Genomic DNA, 23,176 nt, shown 5'->3' on the forward strand with positions numbered 1-23,176 from the left:
GCTTATAAAAGCTGAAAAGAATCCCTGTCGTTCAAGAATTGAAATTTTTCTCTAAATTGTTGAAGGTTATTTTTGTTAAATTCAGCAAAAATAAGAGCTCCCTTCTTGGTGGAAATCAAAGTTCCATCCGCAAAAAAACAAGAACTGCTTTCGGTATAATGCAAGCGGTTGCCATCGGTGCCAATTCGGTTAACCCCAAAAACATAAGCCTGATTTTCTATCGCTCTGGCTTTTAGCAAATGATTCCACGCATCGACTCTTGGTGTAGGCCAATTGGCGACATACAACACCGCGTCGTAATCGTTGTTGTTTCTGGAAAAAACAGGAAATCTCAGGTCGTAGCACACTTGCAAAAGGATGCTAAATCCTTTGTAATCGATAACCTTTCTTTCCGTTCCCGGACTGTACACTTTGTCTTCGCCTGAGTAAGAAAACAAATGGGCTTTATCGTAATATTCGTAGGATCCATCGGGCTTTACAAAGTAAAAACGGTTGTAGAATTTGTTGTTTTCAAACACGGAAACAGAACCGCAAATGGCGGTATTTTTTTGTTGAGCAAAGGATTGCATCCAGGTCAGTGTTTCGCCGTCTTGATCGGCAATTTCTTGGGCATCCATACAAAAGCCGGTGGCAAACATTTCGGGCAATATGAAGAGGTCTGCAATAATTCCGTCAAAATTTCGTTCAATAGTAGAAAAGTTATTCTTTTTGGATTTCCATTCGATGTCCAAATTCAAACCCACAATTTTTAAAACATCCATTGATTTCAGATTTTACACAAAGATACTTGAAATAAATGTAGAAGTTTTTCTATGGGTTTAATTTCTTTTTTTGAGCTATTTTTGTACAATCTAAAATTAATATTTTACATTATGAAAAAACTATTTTTAGCCCTTTCATTGGCATTAATGGGAGGTTTGGTTTCTGCACAAGCATACACAGGAAAAGGAGATAAGAAATTGTCCGTTGGCTTCAACGGTTGGGGTTATGGTACCGGTTTGGTAGGTACTTTTGACTACGGTTTGTCCAAAATTATCTCCATCGGAGCGGGTGCTAATGTTTATTTCTCTGGGTATAAAGACAACAACCACGACAACAATGTTTTCCTTTTTGGAAGGGTAAATGCACACTTGCAACAACCCCTTAACTTACCAAAAGAATGGGACATCTATCCAGGATTGGATTTGGGCGTTTTGCACGACGATTTTGGTATTGGTGCTCACATCGGTGTTCGTTATTTCTTCAACAACAATGTTGGTATCTATGGAGAATTCGGAAACAACGGATCTCTAGGTCTTTCTTTCAACTTCTAAGACCGATTACGAATATATTAAAAGCCGGACCATCGAGTTCGGCTTTTTGTATTTGACCCAACCGTTATTCGTAAAAATCCATCGTTTTTCTTGTCTTTTCCACTTTGGCATGGATTTGATAATTAGTACATTTGCAAATCTTTAATTCAATTTAAAATAAATTCATGACATTAGTACAGTTATTTCAATTTATTCTTAGCATTTCCATTTTGGTTATTCTACACGAATTGGGACATTTTATCCCAGCAAAACTTTTCAAAACCAAAGTAGAAAAATTCTATCTTTTCTTTGATCCATGGTTTTCCATTGCCAAAAAGAAAATCGGTGATACCGAATACGGAATTGGGTGGTTGCCTTTTGGCGGTTATGTAAAAATTGCCGGTATGGTCGATGAAAGTATGGATACCGAACAATTGAAAAAACCTGCCGAACCTTGGGAGTTTCGTAGCAAACCCGCTTGGCAAAGACTCATCATCATGTTGGGAGGGGTTACGGTTAACTTTTTCTTGGCTTGGTTAATTTATGGATGTCTAAGCTTTTTCAAAGGAGAAACCTATCACGATAACAGCAAATTCGAATACGGAATTGCGGTAACTCCGGCTGCAGAGAAAATGGGTCTGAAAAATGGTGATAAAATTCTGAAAATTGATGATAAAGAAGCTCCAAAGTTTGAAACTTCGGCAATCAACATGTTATTTGCCAACACTGTTACCGTAGATCGAGGCGGCAAAGAAGTGACTTTCCCGGTGAATGAAGACGGTGTAGCAGAAATATTGAAATCCAACGAAGCCAAGGCGTATTTCCTGGCCAGAACACAAGCTGTAGTAGATACGGTTGTGGCAAACAGTCCTGCACAGAAAGCCGGCCTTTTGATTGGGGACAAAATTACGGCCATCAACGGAAATCCCATTCAGTTTTATGATGAGGTGGGTACATCCATTCAGAATTTTAAAAACAAACCTGTAGAATTTTCTGTACTAAGAAACAATACAACACAGACGCTTACCGTAACTCCGGATAAAGAAGGGAAAATAGGTTTTTCTAATTTTAAAACTTTAGGAAAGGTTTTCAACGCATCGGAGGTCAATCAACAATTTGGATTTTTTGAAGCCCTTGGTAGAGGTTTAGAAAGGACCATAGATGTTTTGGTGATGCAGGTGAAACAGTTTAAAATCGTTTTTAACACCAAGACCGAAGGATACAAGAAAGTTTCTGGTCCCATAGGAATTATTAAGCAAATGCCGGAGACGGTAAATTGGGAGTTTTTCTGGGGCTTTACCGCCATGTTTTCGGTGTGGTTGGCATTCCTTAACCTTATCCCAATCCCAGGTTTGGACGGTGGACATGTGTTGTTCACCCTTTGGGAAATGATTACCGGGAAACCGGTGCCTCAAAAAGTATTGGAAAATGCCCAAATGATCGGTGTTATTTTCTTAATGGGACTTATGGTTCTCATATTTGGAAGTGATATTTTTAAATTGATTTTCAAATAGTAAAGAAATTTTAGTTTAAATATTAAAAAAAATATTTGCAAGATATGTAAAGTGTTCCTATATTTGCACCACCTAAAACAAGGGACATTCCTCCTTAGCTCAGTTGGTTAGAGCATCTGACTGTTAATCAGAGGGTCGCTGGTTCGAGCCCAGCAGGAGGAGCAAGACTCAAATCGTAAGGTTTGAGTCTTCTTTTTAAAGTTTTAGGCAAAAAAAGGACATTCCTCCTTAGCTCAGTTGGTTAGAGCATCTGACTGTTAATCAGAGGGTCGCTGGTTCGAGCCCAGCAGGAGGAGCCAACAGCAATCCAGTAAGTCAATGATTTACTGGATTTTTTGTTTTTATTCGGTTTTTTACCCACAACTTTTGTCATTGATCTTTGGTTGCCGTCATCATTATCAATAAGAATACTGTATTTTAGCATTTTCTAAATAACAACATGTTCACACAAGAATTACAATCCAAGATAGACCAAGTTTGGTTGGCGTTTCACAGTGGTGGTTTGTCCAATCCGCTTTCTGTTATCGAGCAGATTACTTTTTTACTCTTCATCAAGCAGTTGGACGAGCTCCAAAATAGGGCGCAACAAGAAGCCCTTATCACCGGCGACCCATCCGGATTTATCTACACCACAGAAAATCAGGACTTGAGATGGAGCAATTTCAAAAATATTTCGCCCGAAGAAATGTTCAGGTTGTTTCAAAAAGAAAACGGTGTGTTTGATTTTATGAAAAACTTTGGCGGAAAAAGCACCGCCTTCTCCAAGTTTATGAAAAATGCCGCATTTATGATTCCCACGCCCAGACTTCTGGCGCAGGTGGTAGAAATGTTGGACAACATAGACATGAAAGACAAAGACACCAAAGGCGACCTTTACGAATACATGTTGAGCAAACTCTCTACTGCCGGCAGCAACGGACAGTTTAGAACGCCAAGACACATCATCAAAATGATGGTAGAACTCATGAAGCCCACCACAGAAGATGTGGTGTGCGATCCCTCCGCCGGGAGTTGCGGCTTTTTGGTAGGTGCGGCAGAATACATCAATACCCATTATAAACAAGAATTGCTAAAACCTGCGGTGCAAAATCATTATCAGAACAGCCTGTTCCAAGGGATGGAGTTTGACCCGACCATGATCCGGATTGGTGCTATGAACCTCATTTTGCACGGTATAGAAAACCCACAGCTGAAAGATGTAGATTCTCTGTCCCAAGCCAATGCCGATTTTGAAGACAAGGTATCTTTGATACTTGCTAATCCGCCTTTCAAAGGGAGTTTGGACAAAGATGCGGTGGACGAAAAAGTAATTGCTATGGTAGATTCCAAAAAAACAGAACTCTTGTTTTTGGGATTGATGCTGAAAGGTCTAAAAATAGGTGGTAGATGTGCGGTGATTATCCCAGACGGTGTCTTGTTTGGCTCTTCTACTGCCCACAAAAAAATTAGAAAAGAACTGGTAGAAAACCAGGCGCTGCAAGCGGTAATCTCTATGCCTTCCGGGGTTTTTAAGCCTTATGCCGGAGTATCTACCGCCATCCTTATTTTTACCAAAACCAATGCCGGAGGTACAGACCAAGTTTGGTTTTACGATATGAAAGCCGATGGCTACAGCTTGGACGACAAGAGAAACCCTGTGAAAGAAAACGATATCCCAGATGTGGTTGCACGCTACCACAACCGAGAAAACGAAACCCATAGAGCCAGAACAGAACAAAGTTTCTTTGTACCCAAACAAGAAATTGCAGACAATGGATATGATCTTAGCATTAACAAATACAAAGAAGTAGTCTATGAGCAAAAAATATACGCCAAACCTGTAGAGATTATTGCCAATATCCAAAAACTAGATGAGGAGAGGAGAGAGTTGATGGTTGAACTTTTAAATCTAAATTAATGTATAAAAAAGTTGAGCTTGGAGAGGTACTTCAATATGAGCAACCAACAAATTACATTGTTGATAGTGATTTGTATAATGATGAATTTGAAATTCCAGTATTAACAGCAGGTAAATCTTTTATTCTTGGTTATACAAATGAAAATCACAATATATACACTAAATTACCTGTAATAATATTTGATGATTTTACAACAGCTACAAAATTTGTAGATTTTCCTTTTAAAGTAAAATCTTCAGCAATGAAAATTTTGAGTTGTAATGAAAATGTTGCTGATATTAGGTTTTTGTTTTATTTAATTCAGACTATCAAAATAAATTCAGAACAACATCAAAGATATTGGATTTCTAAATTTTCTAAAATCCAAATCCCACTTCCCTCTCTTTCTACGCAAAAAGCGATTGCGGAGAAGTTGGACAAAGCCGATGCTTTAAGGAAAAAAGACCAAGAACTCCTTGCACAATATGATGAATTGGCACAGTCTATTTTTATAGAAATGTTTGGCGACCCGGTGAAAAATGAAATGGGGTGGGAGAAAGTGATAGTAGATAAAATTACATTACCAATAAAAAATTTAGGTAAAATAACAGAACCTGATTATATTGAATATGTAGATATATCATCTGTGGATAATATAAGAAAGAAAATTGTTAGTACAACTTCGTATAAGATTGATGAAAGACCTTCAAGGGCTCAACAAATCCTAAAAGCTGGAGATGTATTATTATCAACAGTTCGTCCAAATTTAAAAAATATTGCAGTAAATAATTGTGATGGATTTATTGGGTCAACAGGATTTTATGTTTTTAGGTGTAAAAATGAATTAATAGATGAAAATTTTCTATTTGAATTCTTAAATTCAGATTCTGTAACTAGTAAGTTTGAAGGAATGGTATCTGGTGCTAATTACCCTGCTTTAAAAGCATCAGATATTAGAAATTTTCATGTAATTATCCCACCTCTCGCTCTCCAAACCGCATTTGCAGAGAAGATAAAGAACATAGAGTTACAGAAGGCATTGGTAAAAAGGCAGGCAGAGCAGTCAGAAGATTTGTTTCAGGCATTGTTGCAAGAGAGTTTTTCTTTTTAGTCAAAATAGCAAATGTTAGTTGTGCTATTCCGCAAATGTTGCAACAGGGTTTTGGCAAATAACCGTACAAGCCACACTATACTCATGTGAAAGCAAAGCTTCTATTCCTACTTCTGTTGATTGTTGACACAACCTATGTTTCTATGTGGTAAAAATGTTAAACCACTTAGAAACATAGAACAATTGGTGTTAAAGAATCCATAGAACCTAAAGGTTTTCACATAGTTTTTAGATGAGATAGCAAATGTTAGTTGTGCTATTCCGCAAATGTTGCAACAGGGTTTTGGCAAATAACCGGAAAAGGAACAACGCTGTAAAACACTATTAATGAATACTTTTTCTGTTTTTTTTGCAAATAATTATTTTTTTAGTGGCAAATAATTATTTACTTTGTAGCAAATAATTGTCTATGACAGCAAAGTTTAATCCATACGAGCTAACTTTATTACAACCAGATTTTGATTCGCCTCTAACAGATCTAATTATAGAGCTGGAGCATCTTCGTAAAAAAGAATTAGGAGGCTCTACCCATCCTGAAGTTTTTTTTCAGTTAAAAACTATTTTTCATTGGTTAGAAAGTATGGGTTCTGCTAGAATAGAAGGGAATAACACGACCATTGCAGAGTATGTAGAAACCAAGATTGAAGACGAACCTAAAAAACAAAATTTTAAGCTTTTAGAAATTGATAATATAGATGAAGCTATGGCGTTTATTGAGGATAGTGTTGTAGAATATCCTATAAATAAAATAATGATTAGCGAACTGCATAAAATTGCGGTCAACAATCTACCTCCTCCACCAAATGGAGAAGGAGATTTAACCCCCGGAAAATACAGAAGTCACAATATCAAAATTAATAATTCTGCCCATTTACCTCCAGATTCTTATTTAATAGAGTCTTATATGGATGAATTGTTTCGTTTTATCAATACCGAACACTCTACAAAATATGACTTATTAAAAGCTGCTATTGCACACCATAGGTTTGTGTGGATTCACCCTTTTGGAAACGGAAACGGTAGAGCTGTAAGGCTTTTTACTTATGCCATGCTGGTAAAAAGTGGTTTGAATTTAAATGCAGGAAGAATTATAAACCCAACAGCCGTATTTTGCAGCAATAGAAATACCTATTACGATATGCTTTCTAAAGCGGATACAGGCACTAGAGAAGGGATTTTAGAATGGTGTGAATATGTATTGAGAGGATTAAAAGAGGAAATTGAAAAAATTGATAAGTTGTCGGACTATAATTTCCTGAAATCGTATATCTTAATTCCTGCTATTAATTATTCATTTGAAAGAAAATTTATTACAGATATAGAAGCAAAAATACTTAGAAAAACGATAGAAGAACAAATCATTAAAAATGATGATTTAAAGGAAATTTTCTCTTCTAAAAACACTTCACAAATCTCTAGAGAAATTAAGAAATTGGTCGATAAAAAAATGTTGATTCCGGAAGAATTGGGAGCTAGGAGATATATTCTCAATTTCCAGAACAACCATCTTCTAAGAGGAGTTATCAAAATTCTAGGAGACGAAGGATTTTTACCTGTAAATGATAATTAAACCCAACCCACTGTGAGCAATTTTTACAACTATCCCCAAAAGTTTGAAAGCATCATGTATTCTGCCAAAGAAGCAGAAAAATACATTCATGAAAACCTAGATGTTGCCGGGCTTTTCCTAAGAAAGACCTTAGAAAATTGGGTTCATTACATCTACGAAAGCGAACCCAGCCTAAGGCTGCCTTACGACACCTCTATCTATTCTTTGATGAAAGATCCTGCTTTTATAGAAGTTTTGGGAAATACCACTTTGCTCAATATGATGCACGGCATACGACAGATTGGGAACAAAACGGTACACAACACGGGCAGAACCAAGATCTCCACAGAACAAGCCATACACAGCTTGCAACTTCTACAGACGGTAAGTTATTATCTGATGTCTCTGTACAACGGAGATCATGTAACCAAACCGGTCTTTGACGAAAACCTGATTCCGGCTTCTTTCTCTAGCCGAGTAGAAGCCCAACAAAGAAAAATTAAAGAATTACAAACCGAACTGCAAACCAAAACCGAACTGGAGAAAAAATCTGCAGAAGAACAAAAAACACTAGAACACAACAGAAAAGACAGCCAGAAAACCTTACTCCCACCGGTAGATCCTAATGAGGCCAAAACCAGAGAGCTGCTGATAGATTATATGTTGGAAGAAATGGGTTGGGACTTGTCACAATCTCATGTTAAAGAATTCCGGGTAGAAGGCATGCCCAACACCAAAGACGAGGGTTTTGCAGACTATGTACTTTGGGGCGACGATGGCAAACCACTGGCGGTGGTAGAAGCGAAAAGAACTTCTAAAAGCCAACATTCCGGAAGACACCAAGCCGAACTCTATGCAAAATGTTTGGAGAAAACCTACGGACAGTTGCCCAATATTTTCCTGACCAACGGTTACGAAATCTCTTTCTACGATTGGCATTACCCGATAAGAAATGTCAACGGTTATTACACCAAAGACGAACTGCAGCTGAACATCCAAAGAAGAACTTCTAAACACCACCTGAACGATATCACCATAAACGAAGACATCACCAACAGGTATTATCAGATAGAAGGGATAAAAGCAGTAGCCGAAAGATTTGAGAGCAGACACAGAGGAGCATTGCTGGTGATGGCAACCGGAACCGGAAAAACCAGAACTGCGGCTTCGCTAATCGACCTGTTGTCCAAAGCCAATTGGGCAAAAAAAATATTGTTTCTGGCAGACCGAACGGCATTGGTTACCCAAGCCAAAAACAACCTGAATGATTATCTCCCCAACTTGCCTTCTGTAGATCTAAGAGAAGAGAAAGAAGATGTGGGCAGCAGAATTGTGTTCTCTACTTACCAAACCCTCATCAACATTATAGATACCGAGAAAGATGGAGAAGCCAGAGCCTACGGCGTAGGACATTTTGATGTAATCATCTTTGACGAAATCCACAGATCCATCTACAACAAGTACAGAGCGATATTCAACTATTTTGATGGGTTGAAAATAGGACTTACCGCTACGCCTGTAGATTTTGAATCTGAGAAAAATACCTACGAACTTTTTGGCTTGCAAAGTGGTAATCCTACCTACAATTATGATTTAGAAAAAGCTATTGGAGATGGTTATCTTGTGCCGTACAAATCGTATTCTGTTCAAACTAAATTTCACAGAGAAGGGATAAAATATGCCGACCTTTCACTAGAAGATCAAAAAGAATACGAAGAGAAATTCGGGGATCCCATTACAGGAGAGTTTCCAGATGAGATAGAAGCGAGCGCTCTAGACCAATGGATCTACAACACCCATACTGCAGACGCCATTGTACACTATCTGATGGAAAACGGTATAAAGGTTGAGGGCGGCAGCAAACTGGGTAAGACCATTATTTTTGCCAAGAAAAATAAACACGCAGAATTTATAAAAGAAAGATTTGATGCGACCTATCCGGAATTGGGAGGTTCTTTTCTAAAAGTGATTGATTATACCATTTCGTACAGACATGACCTTTTGAATGATTTTAAACTGAAACACAAATCTCCTCAGATTGCATGTTCTGTAGATATGTTGGACACCGGGATCGATGTTCCGGAAGTGGTAAACCTGGTTTTTCTGAAACCCGTAAAAAGTAGAGTGAAGTTTTGGCAAATGATCGGTAGAGGCACCAGATTGTGCCAGCACCTTTTTGGACATGAAGATCATAAAAAAGAATTCTTAATTCTGGACTTCTGCGAAAACTTTGAATTTTTCAAAGAAAACCCAAAAGGTGTTGAACCCAACAAGCAAATGTCTTTAGCCGAAAGCCTTTTCAGAATAAAATTAGAATTAAGTCAAATTCTTCTTATTCAGCAAGATACCGAGCAAAAACAATTGGGTGAAGATCTTTTGACCTTCTTGCATGAACAGGTATCACAAATGCACAGAGAAAAGAAAACTTCATTTGTAGTAAGACCACACCTAAAAGCGGTAGAACATTATTTGGAAAAATCTAATTGGTACAACATCACAACAGCTTCATTACAAGAAATATACAACGAAATTGCCCCTTTGGTATTTGAAAACACTCAGGACAATGCCGCATTAACATTTGACTTGTTAATGTATGATTTCATGGTTTCTAACTTAAAAGGTACAAAAAAGCAAGTGGGGCTTACCCAAAGGGTGATAAAGATGAGCACTGCGCTACAAAAACAAAACAGCATACCGCAAGTTATTGCAAAAATGCCTATCATAAAGAAAATTGCCTCAGCTTCTTATTGGGAAGATGCTTCTATAAATAAATTGGAGTACATAAGAACAGAGCTTAGGGAGCTTATCAAATTTCTTTCTCAACCGCCTATTCCTATTGTTGAAACCGGCTTTACCGACCAGATAGAAGGAGTGAGAGAATCGCCGGCAATCTATGAAATCCACAGTTTTGATAAAGAAGCTTATAAATTGAAATTAGAACAATTTGTAAAGGAAAATAAACTCAATCTAACGATCGATAAGATTAGGAAAAACATTAAAATTACCCAAAGTGATTTGGATTATCTTGAGCAATTTTTATTTGACCAAGGATCTTTAGGTTCTAAAGAAGTTTTCAAAGAAGCCTATGGCGAAAAACCTTTGGGCGAATTTATCCGATCTGTGGTAGGAATTGAAAAGGTAGAAGCAAAAAATGCGTTCTCCAAGATTGTGAATTTTGCCAGTTTAAATTCTCAGCAAATCCAATTTATGGATCTTGTCATAGAATACTTTGCGGTAAATGGAGTGATGGATGTAAAGCAACTCTTTAATCCGCCCTTTTCAAATATCTATGCCGGTGGAATGATTGAACTCTTTGACCAAGGCATCGCGATGAATATTGCCCATGCCATAAAGGAAATCAATGAAAACTGTGTGGCGTAAAAAGAAACCGAAATCTTAGTGGAAAAACGGTAGGGTTAGATTCATAAAATCATTAATAAGAAGAAATGGAGGAAAGTGTATATAAATTTCAAAACTTAGTTTCTTACCTGGAAAAGTTCAATTACGATTTTGTTGTGGAAAATAACAAGGTCAGAATATTTTTAAAATTCAAACTGATCGTTGTGGTTGAGCTGATGGACAATTCATCGTTCAAAATATCCCATGTCATCCGTCGCGGAAGTTTGCTTATGGGGTTCCGGGAAGGGACTTTGTTTAGCTCATTGGTTTTGCAATCCATATTTTATCCCTTAGCCTTACTTGTAAGTTTTACAATAAAACGATTGGATCCATCATTGGAACTTGGCTGGTACGAAATGCTGCTGCCGATATTAATGGGTTTGTGCATAATTTGGGATTTTTATTATCTCTCCACCTACTACCACACGAAAAAATTGCTTGAAGAAAAATTGGATTCTTAATTTCAAATTTATTGTGAGCTTTAGAATTTAAACATTTCAGTATGTGGGATACCATCTTCCACATACCTTTTTTTGGTACTTACGAAACCTAAGGATTCGTAAAAAGTCAATAGATAATCTTGGGCAGATATTCTTATGGCTGTCGTATTGTAAAGTTTTTCAATGGTTGAGATTGCTTTTTGCATCAACATTCGCCCATGGTTTTTGCCTCGAAAATTGGGATGGCAAACCACCCTGCCGATGGAGGCTTCTTTATATTTTATTTCGGGTGGGAAAATCCTGCAATAGGCCAAGGGTTCTCCGTTGTTTTCCAACCAGATATGCGTGGCTTTTTGGTCGTCGTTGTCCAATTCCGGATAGGGACAGTTTTGTTCAACAACAAATACATCAACTCTCAATTTTAGGATGTTGTAGAGCTCTTGTGTGTTGAGTTCTTCAAAAGATTTTATGTGCCACTGGATGTTATTTAACATCGTCAAATTTCACTTTGTTTTTCACCAAAAATTCATTGGTGGTTTGGATCAACGATAAGATTTCATCGCCGCCTTCTTTTTTCTCTGCAGAGGTAATGAAGGATTGTGGCAATTCATCCCAAAATTTCAACATTTCCTCATGGTATTTCTCGACATTGGCTTTCACGGCACCCGGTTTTAGCTTGTCGGCTTTGGTAAATACGATGGAGAACGGCACGCTACTTTCCCCGCACCATTCCATAAATTCCAGGTCTATTTTCTGAGGACTATGACGAATGTCCACCAGCACAAAAAGGTTTACCAAATTTTTTCTGTTAAGGATGTAGTTGGTAATAAGTTTTTCAAAATCTTTCCTTTGCACTTTGGATACTTTGGCATATCCATATCCGGGAAGGTCGGTTAGGAACCACTCGTCATTCACAATAAAATGGTTGATGAGCTGGGTTTTTCCCGGTGTTTGTGATGTTTTAGCCAGGTCTTTTCTATTCATCATCGCATTGATGAGGGAGGATTTTCCCACATTGGATCTGCCGATAAAGGCATATTCTGCAAGTGTTGGTTCTGGACAATTTTGCCATTTTTCCGAACTTTTTACAAATTCTACCGTTTTGATGATCATGATGTATCGTTTAAAAAAAAATACCTCCACAGAGGTATTGGGTTGTTGGATTATTTTTGTTTCTCTACAAAATTATAGAGCAATTCATTAAATTTTTGCGGTTGTTCCATCATGGCAGCATGTCCACATTGGTCTATCCAGTGCAATTCCGAATTTGGAATCAGCCGATCCATTTCTATAGCCACTTCTGGTGGGGTTACATTGTCTTGTTTGCCCCAAATGATGCAAGTAGGAACGGCGATTTTGTGCAAATCTTTTTCCATATTGTGTTTTATGGCACTTCTGGCGAGCATCACGGTTTTTATTCCTTTGCCTCTGTCGTTTACCACAGAAAAGACCTCGTCCACCAATTCTTCAGTAGCTACTTTAGGATCAAAAAAAACTTCTTCGGCTTTTTTACGAATATAGTCCCTGTCATTTTTTCTTGGAAAAGAGTCACCGAAACTTCTTTCGTAAAGGCCAGAACTTCCTGTAAGAACCAGACTTTTTACCAATTCGGGTCTGGATAGAGTTAGGATTAGTCCAATATGGCCACCCATGGAGTTTCCTACAACTATTGCGGGTTGTTGTACTTCTTCTTCAATAAATTTTGCAACATGTTTAGCAAGGCTGGACAGATTGGTGTTCAGGATGGGCAAGTCATAAATCGGAAGATCCGGGAAATAAACTTTATATCCTTTGGTAGAGAAATAATCGATCAGTTGGGTGAAGTTACTGAGTCCACCCATCAAGCCTTGGAGCAAAACGATAGGTTGTCCTTCGCCTTCCTCTATGAACTGAAATGTTTTTCTTTTTTTAGCTTTAAATAACATGTAGAATAATGTCGTACCCGCAAAATTACAAATTACTAGGCATATAGATTGATAAAATTGATAAAATAATCTATTTTATACATTCATTTTTTTCTTTTTTCCTAAAAATCACTTTTAAAAAGTAAGTTTTACATGAAATATCGGGGATGCAAGGTTAATTTATTTTTCTATTTTTTTTGAAAAAGATAAATTAATGATCTTGAAAATTAATGAGTTAAATGTTTTAACATAAATAATTTAAGTAAAAAAGTACTTCAATACTTTTATATAGAAAAAATGTTTATCTTTGCAATGTAAAAATGATTCAACAAACTGTATCAACCTCAAAAAAAAGAACTCTTATGCAAGCAACAGACGAAATCATCATTAATGTTCAGGAAATTGAACCTCGATTTAGACATCAAACCATATTCGAAACTTTCAGTCAATTATTGGATGGCGAAAGTTTAATCATCCACAACAACCACGATCCACTTCCGGTATATTATCAATTGTTGGATATGTGGGGCGAGATTTTCACATGGGAATATCTACAACAAGGTCCTGAATGGTGGGATATTCGTGTGACAAAAACGCTTCATGCACACGACGATCATGAAGGACAAGAAGCCATTTTGATCAATGTGCCGGCCATAGAGCCAAGTCAGAAACATGCAACTATTTTCCAGGTATTTGATGAACTCCAACCGGGGGAATCACTAATTATTCATAACGACCACGATCCAAAACCGGTTTACTTTCAATTATTGGGCGAGAGGGGAGACATCTTTACCTGGGAATATTTAGAACAAGGTCCTGAATTTTGGGACATTCTAGTGACAAAAAATGTATTAGAAACTGAAAAATCAAATCAAGAAATGACAACATCAGAAAACAACACTCAAGTAATTGTAAATGTGCCAAGCCTAGAACCAAGACTGAAGCACCCAACCATTTTCCAAACTTTTGACGATACCCTACCCGGAGAATCGTTTATTATTCATAACGATCATGATCCAAAGCCGGTTTACTATCAATTGTTAGGCGAAAGAGGAGATGTCTTTACTTGGGAATATCTGCAACAAGGACCGGATTTGTGGGATATTCTTGTCACCAAAAGAGGCGAAGACCAGCAAGAAACCATAGGTCAAATTGCAGCTAAAGATCTTAGAAAAGCAGAAGTTTTCAAAAAATACGGCATCGATTTTTGCTGCGGCGGAAAGAAAACGGTAAGAGAGGCTTGTGCTGAAAAAGGGATCGATGCAAGCATTGTCGAGCAAGAACTGCAACAACCCGTAGCCAATGTGACCAATGCCAATATGAATTTTACTGAATGGAACATCGATTTCTTGGCCGATTATGTGGTGAATACGCATCACAATTATGTTAGAAAATATTTACCGGAAATCACTGCTTATTCTAGTAAAGTAGCAAAAGTACACGGTGCGCACCACCCAGAACTTGCGCAAATTGATGACTTGGTAGGAAAAGTGAATGCCGAACTTTCTGCGCACATGGTGGACGAAGAAACCATTCTGTTTCCAAGAGTAAAAGAAATTGTGAATGCTCAGAAAAATAACAGTCCATATTCCATCGAGGGAAGAGAAGCGTTGGAAGCCCTGATCGACGAGACGGAAAAAGAACACGACAGCGTGGGAAGAGCCATGGAAAAAATTAGAGAACTGAGTGACAACTATGCCATCCCTTCCGATGCATGTGCCAGCTACAAATTGTTATTCAAAATGTTAGTAGAATTTGAGTCGGATTTATTCATTCATATCCATTTGGAAAACAACATCATGTTTCCAAAAGCGATCGAAATAGAAAAAACTCTTTCTTAGTTTTTAATGTTCCATCCTGTAGCGAAAGTTACAGGGTGGATTTTTTATTTTATTTAGTTTATATTTCTTTTATTAAAAGTAATTCCGTACTTTTATTCTTTGAAAATTCACATCCATATCAATTCCTATTTTCATGCTTATAAACGAACAAACCAAAATCGCAGCCTTGCTCAAGCATCATCCGGATGCATTGGAAACCATCATTAGCATCAGTCCGGATTTTAAAAAACTTAGAAATCCCATTCTTCGAAAACTGATGGCGGGAAGGACGAGCATTGCCATGGCATCAAAAATTGGAGGGTGCACTCCTGAAGATTTTTTTAAAGCATTGAAGCCTTTGGGTTTTGAAGTCGATGCACAAGCCGTAGCGGTTGAAGCTGAAGAAGAAAGAAAGCCCATTCCACAAGAACTGAAAGCTATTGGAGCCGATAAAATTATAGATTTTGATGTTCGGGAAATGTTGGCAAGTGGTAGCGATCCCTTGAAACAAATTCAGCAAAAAGTGAAAGATTTGAAAGCCGACGAAGCCTTGAAAATTGTAAACACTTTCGAACCGGTACCCCTGATAAAATTGTTGGAAAAACAAGGATTTCAGTATTTTGTAGATCGTGTATCGGCCGATAAAATCGATACTTATTTTTACTCCAAAAAAGAACAAAATACCGTACAAGATGCCGTTGTGGAAGGACAGGATAGTGGAGATTGGGAAATTTTGTTAAAAAAATATGAAAATAATTTGGTAGAGGTCGATGTAAGACAAATGGAAATGCCCATGCCGATGATGACCATTTTGGAAAGTTTGGAGACCCTATCTTCCGGGAAAGCGTTGTTCGTTTATCACAAAAGAATCCCGGTATTTTTATTAACCGAACTGAAAGATAGAAACTTCGACTACCGCATCAAAGAAGTGCAAGAAGGCGAAGTGTATTTGTTGATATTTAATTTCTAAAATTATGTTTCCAGTTGCTGGACTGCAGCAGACTACTTCATACAAAGTGGTATTGCCTTTTTATTTTTATGCCGCCGTTTCATTTTTATTGGCGTGCATTTTTCTGTTTACGCATTCAGATGCTGGACAGGATCATTATTTCAGCCCTATAGTTCTTTCCATCACGCATATTATGGCGCTGGGTTGGGGCACCATGATTATTTTGGGAGCCTCTCACCAATTGCTGCCAGTACTGATCGAAGGCAGGTTGTACAGCACCGTTTTAGGATACATTTCTTTTGTATTCACCGCATTGGGGATTCCGATGTTGGCTTACGGTTTTTATGAGTTTAATTTTGGGCACCTTACCCAATGTGGTGCCCTACTTATCAATACGGGTGTTCTGTCTTTTTTTATCAATGTTTTGGTAAGTGTTTTTAGAAATCACAAAGCCAATATGCATGCGTGGTTCATGTCCACAGCAACCGTTTGGCTTTTGACCACCACCGTTTTTGGGATGCTTTTGGTATTTAATTTTACCTATGCTTTTTTACCTTCAGAATCGGTGAAATACCTTTCTTTGCATGCGCATCTTGGGATTTTAGGTTGGTTTTTGATGATGGTTTTAGGAGTGGGTTCCAGACTGATACCCATGTTTTTGATTTCAAAGTATCAAAGCAAAAAGACATTACAATGGATTTATGGATTGGTCAATTTTTCTTTACTGGCTTTCATTGCCATCAAGTTAATGGATTTTGGGAGCGTAACTTTGCTATTGCCTATCGTTTCGGCATTAGTGGGAATATTTTTATTTGGAAATTATTGTTATCAAGCCTACAAGGTAAGAATTAGAAAGAATGTGGATCTGCAAATGAAAACCTCACTGATTTCGGTTGTTCAAATGTTTATACCCATTGTGGTCATTTCTTTTGTAATAGCTCTATCCAACAGCGAAAATCAAGGGAAGTTGGGCATGCTGTACGGGTTTTGTATTTTCTTTGGGTGGATAACCGCCATTATTTTCGGGATGACCTTCAAGACCTTGCCCTTCATCGTTTGGAATCGTTCGTATCACAAAAAAGCACACGCCGGAAAAACTCCTGCGCCCAAAGAGTTGTTCAACGATTCTATTTTTTACATCATGCTCATCGCCTACTTAGTAGGATTTATTATATTTATTTTTGGAATTGTTACCGGCCACGACATGGTGCTGAAGTCAGGAGCTGCGCTTCTGGTACTTTCGGCCCTTTTGTATGTGATGAATGTAATGATCGTATTTTTACACAAACCTAAACAGATATGACAGTAGAAACCAATGACCAAGAAAAGTGCGAATTGGCACTTAAAGGATTGTATTTTGTAGATGACCCAGAAATTGGACTGAATGTGGTCGATTTGGGACTGATCTATCAAATCGAATTTATTGAAGAGGAAGAAAAAACCGTGTACACCATCATGACACTAACTTCGCAGTTTTGCCCAATGGGCGACAGCATTGTGAGTAATGTTACCGAATCCATACAGTCGGCATTTACAGATTGGAAAATAAAAGTTGAATTGACTTTTGAACCGGCTTGGGACTCCAGTAAAATTTCTCCGGAAGGTCAAGAATTTTTAGGATATTAACCATGTTGAGCCTAACTTGTAAAACAGCCATAAAAGCGGTTATCTACCTTTCCGGGAAAAGCTCGGAAGGCGAAAAAACGGGCATCAAAGAGGTGGCAGAACAGATCAATGCCAGTGAACATACCGTGGGCAAAACCTTACAAACTTTGGTAAAACATAAGATCATCAACAGTTTGAAAGGGCCCAGTGGTGGGTTTTATTTAACCGAAATTCAACAAGAGCAACCCATCTTCAATATTGTGGAAACCATAGAAGGGAAAACCATTTTCAAAGAATGTGGCTTGGGATTGAGTAAATGCTCAGAAACCCATCCGTGCCCCATTCATAACGAATACAAAGTGGCAAGAGAGTTGGTTGAAAAAATTTTCCGAGAAAAAAGAATTATGGATCTCTGCGATCCTGTAACGCACGGTTTGGCTTTTTTAATGGATTAACGACCCAGGCTTTTATTTATTTTTTGTAACTTTAAATCATTCTAAATCAATTATTATGGAAACAAATTACGGAACACTTTCCGAAACCATCAATGCTCTAAGAAAAGAAGGTTACATCTTGGATTTTAATTTACACGATGATTGTGTCGTATGCCACAAAAACGAACATCAGCTAACCGCCGACGAGTTCGAAATTGATGCAATTTATCGTTTTGACGGACAGACCGATCCGGATGATGAAGCTGTGGTCTATGCCATTTCTTCTTCAAAATTTAATACCAAAGGAATATTGGTAAATGGATACGGTGTTTATTCTGATGAATTTTCATCGGCATTAATTGAAAAGTTGAGAAAACACAATTCATAAAAATAAATTGAGAATGGAACAAAAATCAAACGACGCTACACCCTTAAGACCGGAAGGAAATAGAATCTTGAACGATAATTTGGTTGAAATGGATTTGCAAAAATACATTCAACAAATAAAATCCGAGACCACTTGGAAAACCGGTGAGAAAAATGCCATCACCATTTTCAAATCCGAGAAAATGAAAATTGTACTTATCGGACTTCACGACCAAGCCGAATTGAAAAAACATACGGCAAATGCTCAGATTTCTGTTCAGGTATTGGAAGGCGAAATTCAGTTTTCTACAGAAGAAACCTCAGTGGTATTGACGGTTGGCAAAATGATTTCTTTGCAACCCTTGATCCCGCATCATTTGTTAGCAAACAAGGAAAGTTTTATTCTATTGACCATGGCTTCCTAAAATTTTAGAGACCCATGAAAATTTAGATTATTGACCAATTATGGTCAAAACAAAAGGCTGAACCACTTTGTCGTTCAGCCTTTTGTTTGGGTTTCAGAGAGGGATTATTTGTTCATGCTCATTAAAAATTCCTCATTGCTTAGGGTGTTGCGAATGCTTTTGTCCACAAATTCCATAGCCTCTAAAGGATTCATTTCTGAAAGGTATTTTCTAAGAATCCACATGCGTTGTTGCGTAACGGCATCCATCAAAAGGTCGTCTCTTCTGGTGCTGGATGAAACCAAGTCAATTGCCGGATAGATTCTCTTGTTGGCAATTTTTCTATCCAATTGCAGTTCCATATTTCCTGTTCCTTTAAATTCTTCAAAGATCACCTCGTCCATTTTCGAGCCGGTATCGATCAATGCTGTGGCAACAATGGTTAAAGATCCTCCACCTTCAATTTTTCTTGCTGCACCAAAAAATCTTTTTGGCTTGTGCAGGGCATTGGCATCAACCCCACCAGAAAGAATTTTTCCTGAGGCCGGTGTTACGGTGTTGTACGCTCTCGCCAATCGGGTGATGGAGTCCAAAAGGATTACCACATCGTGTCCGCATTCAACCATTCTTTGGGCTTTTGCAAGTACCAGATTGGCGACTTTCACATGCTTGTCAGCAGCTTCATCAAAGGTAGATGCGATCACTTCTGCATTCACACTTCTTTCCATGTCGGTTACCTCTTCCGGTCTTTCGTCGATCAAAAGTACCATCATGTAGGCTTCCGGATGGTTGGCAGAAATGGCATTGGCAATGTCTTTCAGCAACATGGTTTTACCCGTTTTTGGTTGGGCAACAATCATGGCTCTTTGTCCTTTTCCAATCGGTGCAAAAAGATCGACAATTCTTGTAGATTTTGTTGAGTTCTTTCCGGCTAAATTAAATTTTTCCTGTGGGAAAAGCGGTGTAAGATACTCAAATGCAACCCGGTCTTTGATGAAGGCCAAATCTCTACCGTTCACCTCAGTAGGTTTCATGAGAGAAAAATATTTTTCGCCTTCTTTTGGCAATCGAACGATGCCTTTTACCGTATCGCCGGTTTTTAATCCATAATTTCGGATTTGGCTGGTAGAAACATACACATCATCCGGTGACGAAATGTATGAGAAGTCCGGGGATCTCAAAAATCCGTAATTATCCGGTAATATCTCCAAAACGCCTTCTATCGTAACCATGCCATCAAAGTTGAATTCTTTTTTGGCCTCCACTTCGGGTTTATTTTCCGAGTTTTGTTGGTTTTGATTTTGGTTTTGCTGGTGTTGCTTGTTGTTGGGATTGTTGTTTTGGGATTGCCTGTTTTGATTTTTTTGTGGATGCTGTTTTTTTGGCTGTGGCAATGCTGGTGTTTCGGTAGTGCTGGTTTCGGCAGTTACTTGCTCGTTTGCGATAGGACTGTTTTCAGTAGCGGTAGCGGTAAGATTCTCTGCAGTTTCACTTGCGGTTGCTGGTGGATTTGCAGGAGCTAATCTTTGTCTTTTCTTTTTCTGTGCAGCAGTTGGTTGGTTTGCTGTGCTTTCGGTTTCAGCGGGTTGTTCCGTAGAGATTTCTATCTCTTGTATGGGTTCTGCTGTTGGTGTTTCTTCCAATTTAGGCGCAGCTTCTGCAGTTTCTGGTGCCGATTTTGCTTTTGTCGTCGGTTTTTTCGGTGCTGCTTTGGGTTTTCTCGCCTTTGGTTTTTCTGTTATTTCTGGTTCTAAAGGTTTTTCGTTGGTGTTGAAGTACTCTTTTGCAACTTTAGGATTAGAAGCCTGAAAATCAAGTATTGCAAAGATTTTGTCGTTTTCGCTAGCATTTTTTGCCGCCTTCAAACCCAAACCTTTTAGAATAGTGGTCACCTCCGTGTCGGATTTAGACCTTAAGGTTTCAATGTTATACATATATTATTAATGTTCGTAAACTATTTTAATTAGTTGTTTAAGATAGTGAAAGTCAGGTGACTTCCATTTGGAATGTGAAGTATTTCTATTGCAAAACTACATTAATTTTTGAAAAACACAAAATTTTATTACTTTTGTCCAGATTTAACGAAAATGCTACAAAGAATTCAAACCATCTGGATGTTATTAGCAGTACTTTGTGCTGTTGCACTCTTTGTGACTTCACAAGATGTAGAAATCGTATCGGGATTTCCAGTACTGAACATTGCTACGGTTATTCTGATCCTCATCGGAGGCTTGGGTATTTTTAGTTATAACAACAGAAAAAGACAAATCCTACTGAATACCATCGGTATGTTGATAAACGCTTTGTTGATAGGATTATTGTCGTTTTGGCTACTTAACTTATCCGGAGGAATTTCCTTTCCTGAGAAGGGTATTGAGCTGATCTTTCCAATCTTGGCAATCACTTGTTTGCTTATCGCGAATGTTTTTATTCGCAAGGACGAGAAGCTTGTAAAATCTGTAGACCGACTTCGATAGACCAACAACGATTTTTTTTTGAGTGAGAGCAGTTTTCCAATTCGGGAGACTGCTTTTTTTATCTATTTTATTTCGGACCTTTCATTTAGTCGTTTGTTTCTCCAAGAAAGCGTATTTTTGTCTCTTAATTTTTATAAATGAAACCCACAAAAAGAATACTTTACTTCGCCAAACCTCATCAAAAATATCTTTGGATCAGTATGTTTTTTAACCTCTTGTATTCGTTACTCAATATATTTTCAGTTGGAACGATGCTGCCTATTCTTGGTTTGATGTTTGGGACGGTAGAAAAAGTAGATACCTCAAAATCACCAGTGTGGAACGGTAGTTTTGGAGATTATTTTTCCTACATAAAAGACTTGGGTTACTACAAAATCCAGTTGAATATTGAGCAACACGGCGCCGTTTCGGTACTTGCAGTTTTGTGTGCGGTTACGGCTTTTGCCTTTTTGCTAAGAAATATTTTCAGATACTTGGGGGCATATCTTTTGGTGAATTATCGAGTGGGGATTACCAAAGACCTTAGAACCGCTATGTACGACAAGTTCTTAAAACTTCCGGTTTCCTTTTTTACGGAACAAAGAAAAGGCGACATGATGTCCAGGATATCCAACGACATCGGTGCAGTAGAAGCCGGGATTATGGGAAGTTTGGTAGACATCATCAACGCACCCTTCATGATCATTTCGTCTTTGGTAGCATTGTTTTTACTTTCTCCCAATTTAACATTGTTTTCCCTATTGGTATTTCCGATTATGGGATGGATAATCTCAGCAGTTGGAAAGTCTTTGAAAAGACAGGCGCATTTTGCACAGGCTGAATTGTCCAACCTTTTTTCTTTAGTCGATGAAACTTTGAAATCGTCCAAAGTCATAAAAATATTTTCTGCCGATACCATTTTGAAAAATAGGTTTAACGAAACCACGGACAATTGGCAGCGTTTCGTAATCGCTATGAGCCGAAGACGAGAGTTGGCATCACCGTCTTCCGAGTTTTTGGGATCGGTAACGATTTTAATGATCACTTGGTTTGCCGGAAAACAAATTTTACAAGAACACACCATGGAACCCGAAACCTTTTTGGTATTTATAGGAATGTTTTTCCAAATCTTGGATCCTGCCAAAAAAATGTCATCGGCCGTATCGTCCATACAAGGTGGGATGGCAAGTTTAGAAAGAGTGTCGGAAGTGTTGGATTACGATTTGAAAGTGGAAGAGGTGGAAAATCCGGTGTCCATATCTACGCTGAACCATCAAATAGAATTTAAAAATATTGGTTTTTATTACGACAGGGATAATGTCATTTTGAAAAACTTTTCGCTGACCGTACCCAAAGGAAAAACCGTGGCTTTGGTCGGACAATCGGGTTCTGGAAAGACAACCGTAGCCAATCTTATGGCCAGATTTTATGATGTTTCTGAAGGTGAAATACTCGTGGATGGCATAAATGTTAAAAATTTAAAACTGAAGGAATACCACCATCTTTTGGGAATGGTAACCCAAGAGTCGGTGCTTTTTAACGATACCGTATGCCATAATATTTTGATGGGCAAGCCTGAAGCTTCTATGGAAGAGGTTGTTCATGCTGCTAAAATTGCAAATGCCGATCAATTCATTACCAACCTGCCCGAAAGCTACAACACCAATATTGGAGACGATGGAGGCAAATTGTCTGGCGGACAGAAGCAAAGGGTTTCCATCGCGAGAGCCGTACTTAAAAATCCACCGATCATGATTTTGGACGAAGCCACCTCGGCATTGGATACCGAAAGCGAAAGAGCTGTACAAGAAGCCTTGGAAAAAATGATGGAAAACCGCACCTCGTTGGTGATTGCTCATCGACTTTCGACCATACAAAAAGCCGACCTTATCGTGGTTATGGAAAGAGGTGAGATTGTAGAACAAGGGACGCACCAAGAACTTTTGGAAAGGAACGGGGTCTATAGAAAATTGGTAGAACTCCAGAATTTTAGTTAATTGTAAGAAGTAAAACAACAGCCAAGCTGTTGTTTTTTTATATTTGATAAATTTTTTTT

21 protein-coding genes and 2 tRNA genes are annotated in these 23,176 nt (G+C 38.1%); 18 read left to right on the forward strand and 5 right to left on the reverse strand.

Annotated features, from left to right (window positions below; translation table 11 throughout):
• Positions 1-2: 2 nt before the first annotated feature.
• Positions 3-761, reverse strand: coding sequence for an amidohydrolase (locus tag EIY84_RS07955; RefSeq protein ID WP_124641974.1), 759 nt, complete (start codon positions 759-761; stop codon positions 3-5).
• 111 nt (positions 762-872) lie between these two features.
• Here EIY84_RS07955 and EIY84_RS07960 point away from each other — a divergent pair, with 111 nt between their 5' ends.
• From EIY84_RS07960 to EIY84_RS08000, 9 genes are all read left to right on the forward strand, one after another.
• Positions 873-1,313: a DUF6646 family protein gene (locus tag EIY84_RS07960; RefSeq protein ID WP_124641976.1), complete on the forward strand. Its 441-nt coding sequence runs from the start codon at positions 873-875 to the stop codon at positions 1,311-1,313.
• A 164-nt stretch (positions 1,314-1,477) separates the two neighbouring features.
• Complete coding sequence (gene rseP / locus EIY84_RS07965) at positions 1,478-2,806, forward strand: RIP metalloprotease RseP (protein WP_124641978.1); 1,329 nt, start codon at positions 1,478-1,480, stop codon at positions 2,804-2,806.
• Between the two features lie 88 nt (positions 2,807-2,894).
• Positions 2,895-2,968, forward strand: a tRNA-Asn gene (locus EIY84_RS07970).
• Positions 2,969-3,028: 60 nt separating this feature from the next.
• Positions 3,029-3,105 (forward strand) — tRNA-Asn (locus tag EIY84_RS07975).
• Positions 3,106-3,245: 140 nt separating this feature from the next.
• Positions 3,246-4,703 carry a type I restriction-modification system subunit M gene (locus EIY84_RS07980; protein ID WP_124641980.1) on the forward strand — a complete coding sequence of 486 codons (1,458 nt, stop codon included), beginning with the start codon at positions 3,246-3,248 and terminating at the stop codon, positions 4,701-4,703.
• Positions 4,703-5,794 (forward strand): restriction endonuclease subunit S, encoded by a 1,092-nt coding sequence (locus EIY84_RS07985; protein WP_124641982.1) that lies wholly within the window; start codon positions 4,703-4,705, stop codon positions 5,792-5,794. Before EIY84_RS07980 ends, EIY84_RS07985 begins: the two co-directional genes overlap by 1 nt.
• Before the next feature lie 409 nt (positions 5,795-6,203).
• On the forward strand, positions 6,204-7,364 hold the full coding sequence (locus EIY84_RS07990; RefSeq protein WP_124641984.1) for a Fic family protein: 1,161 nt from the start codon (positions 6,204-6,206) through the stop codon (positions 7,362-7,364).
• Positions 7,365-7,376: 12 nt separating this feature from the next.
• A complete protein-coding gene (locus tag EIY84_RS07995) occupies positions 7,377-10,724 on the forward strand; it encodes a type I restriction endonuclease subunit R (RefSeq protein ID WP_124641986.1) in 3,348 nt (1,115 codons plus the stop codon).
• 65 nt (positions 10,725-10,789) lie between these two features.
• Positions 10,790-11,203, forward strand: a complete 414-nt coding sequence (locus EIY84_RS08000) for a hypothetical protein (protein WP_124641988.1) — start codon at positions 10,790-10,792, stop codon at positions 11,201-11,203.
• 20 nt (positions 11,204-11,223) lie between these two features.
• On the opposite strand, the gene EIY84_RS08005 is transcribed toward EIY84_RS08000, so the two are convergent.
• The 3 genes from EIY84_RS08005 to EIY84_RS08015 are packed head-to-tail and all read right to left on the reverse strand — an operon-like array spanning position 11,224 to position 13,107.
• The gene (locus EIY84_RS08005; protein ID WP_124641990.1) at positions 11,224-11,676 is read right to left on the reverse strand and encodes a GNAT family N-acetyltransferase; all 453 of its coding nucleotides are present in this window, start codon (positions 11,674-11,676) and stop codon (positions 11,224-11,226) included.
• Positions 11,666-12,295 carry a ribosome biogenesis GTP-binding protein YihA/YsxC gene (gene yihA / locus EIY84_RS08010; RefSeq protein WP_124641992.1) on the reverse strand — a complete coding sequence of 210 codons (630 nt, stop codon included), beginning with the start codon at positions 12,293-12,295 and terminating at the stop codon, positions 11,666-11,668. The genes EIY84_RS08005 and yihA overlap by 11 nt, the downstream gene beginning before the upstream one ends.
• Before the next feature lie 50 nt (positions 12,296-12,345).
• Entirely contained in the window at positions 12,346-13,107 is a 762-nt protein-coding gene (locus EIY84_RS08015; RefSeq protein WP_124641994.1) for an alpha/beta fold hydrolase, read from the reverse strand.
• Between the two features lie 341 nt (positions 13,108-13,448).
• On the opposite strand from EIY84_RS08015, the gene ric reads away from it, so the two are divergent.
• From ric to EIY84_RS08055, 7 genes are all read left to right on the forward strand, one after another.
• A complete protein-coding gene (gene ric / locus EIY84_RS08025) occupies positions 13,449-14,927 on the forward strand; it encodes an iron-sulfur cluster repair di-iron protein (RefSeq protein WP_206428199.1) in 1,479 nt (492 codons plus the stop codon).
• 133 nt (positions 14,928-15,060) lie between these two features.
• Complete coding sequence (locus EIY84_RS08030) at positions 15,061-15,876, forward strand: DUF2249 domain-containing protein (RefSeq protein ID WP_124641996.1); 816 nt, start codon at positions 15,061-15,063, stop codon at positions 15,874-15,876.
• Positions 15,877-15,880: 4 nt separating this feature from the next.
• Positions 15,881-17,158 (forward strand): cytochrome C oxidase subunit I, encoded by a 1,278-nt coding sequence (locus EIY84_RS08035; RefSeq protein WP_124641998.1) that lies wholly within the window; start codon positions 15,881-15,883, stop codon positions 17,156-17,158.
• Entirely contained in the window at positions 17,155-17,481 is a 327-nt protein-coding gene (locus tag EIY84_RS08040; protein ID WP_124642000.1) for a metal-sulfur cluster assembly factor, read from the forward strand. Before EIY84_RS08035 ends, EIY84_RS08040 begins: the two co-directional genes overlap by 4 nt.
• Before the next feature lie 2 nt (positions 17,482-17,483).
• Positions 17,484-17,915, forward strand: coding sequence for an RrF2 family transcriptional regulator (locus EIY84_RS08045; protein WP_124642002.1), 432 nt, complete (start codon positions 17,484-17,486; stop codon positions 17,913-17,915).
• 55 nt (positions 17,916-17,970) lie between these two features.
• Positions 17,971-18,282 (forward strand): phosphoribosylpyrophosphate synthetase, encoded by a 312-nt coding sequence (locus EIY84_RS08050; RefSeq protein WP_124642004.1) that lies wholly within the window; start codon positions 17,971-17,973, stop codon positions 18,280-18,282.
• A gap of 13 nt (positions 18,283-18,295) precedes the next feature.
• Positions 18,296-18,685 (forward strand): cupin domain-containing protein, encoded by a 390-nt coding sequence (locus tag EIY84_RS08055; protein WP_124642006.1) that lies wholly within the window; start codon positions 18,296-18,298, stop codon positions 18,683-18,685.
• 104 nt (positions 18,686-18,789) lie between these two features.
• On the opposite strand, the gene rho is transcribed toward EIY84_RS08055, so the two are convergent.
• Entirely contained in the window at positions 18,790-20,598 is a 1,809-nt protein-coding gene (gene rho, locus EIY84_RS08060; protein WP_124642009.1) for a transcription termination factor Rho, read from the reverse strand.
• A 153-nt stretch (positions 20,599-20,751) separates the two neighbouring features.
• Between rho and EIY84_RS08065 the strand changes: the two genes are divergently transcribed.
• Together EIY84_RS08065 and EIY84_RS08070 are read left to right on the forward strand one after the other, a co-directional pair.
• A complete protein-coding gene (locus EIY84_RS08065) occupies positions 20,752-21,141 on the forward strand; it encodes a DUF4293 family protein (protein ID WP_124642011.1) in 390 nt (129 codons plus the stop codon).
• A gap of 137 nt (positions 21,142-21,278) precedes the next feature.
• Complete coding sequence (locus tag EIY84_RS08070) at positions 21,279-23,117, forward strand: ABC transporter ATP-binding protein (protein ID WP_124642013.1); 1,839 nt, start codon at positions 21,279-21,281, stop codon at positions 23,115-23,117.
• The last annotated feature ends 59 nt before the right edge of the window (positions 23,118-23,176 follow it).

It is taken from the genome of Amniculibacterium aquaticum (genome assembly GCF_003852705.1).
In the GTDB taxonomy this organism is placed as follows: Bacteria; Bacteroidota; Bacteroidia; order Flavobacteriales; family Weeksellaceae; genus Amniculibacterium; species Amniculibacterium aquaticum.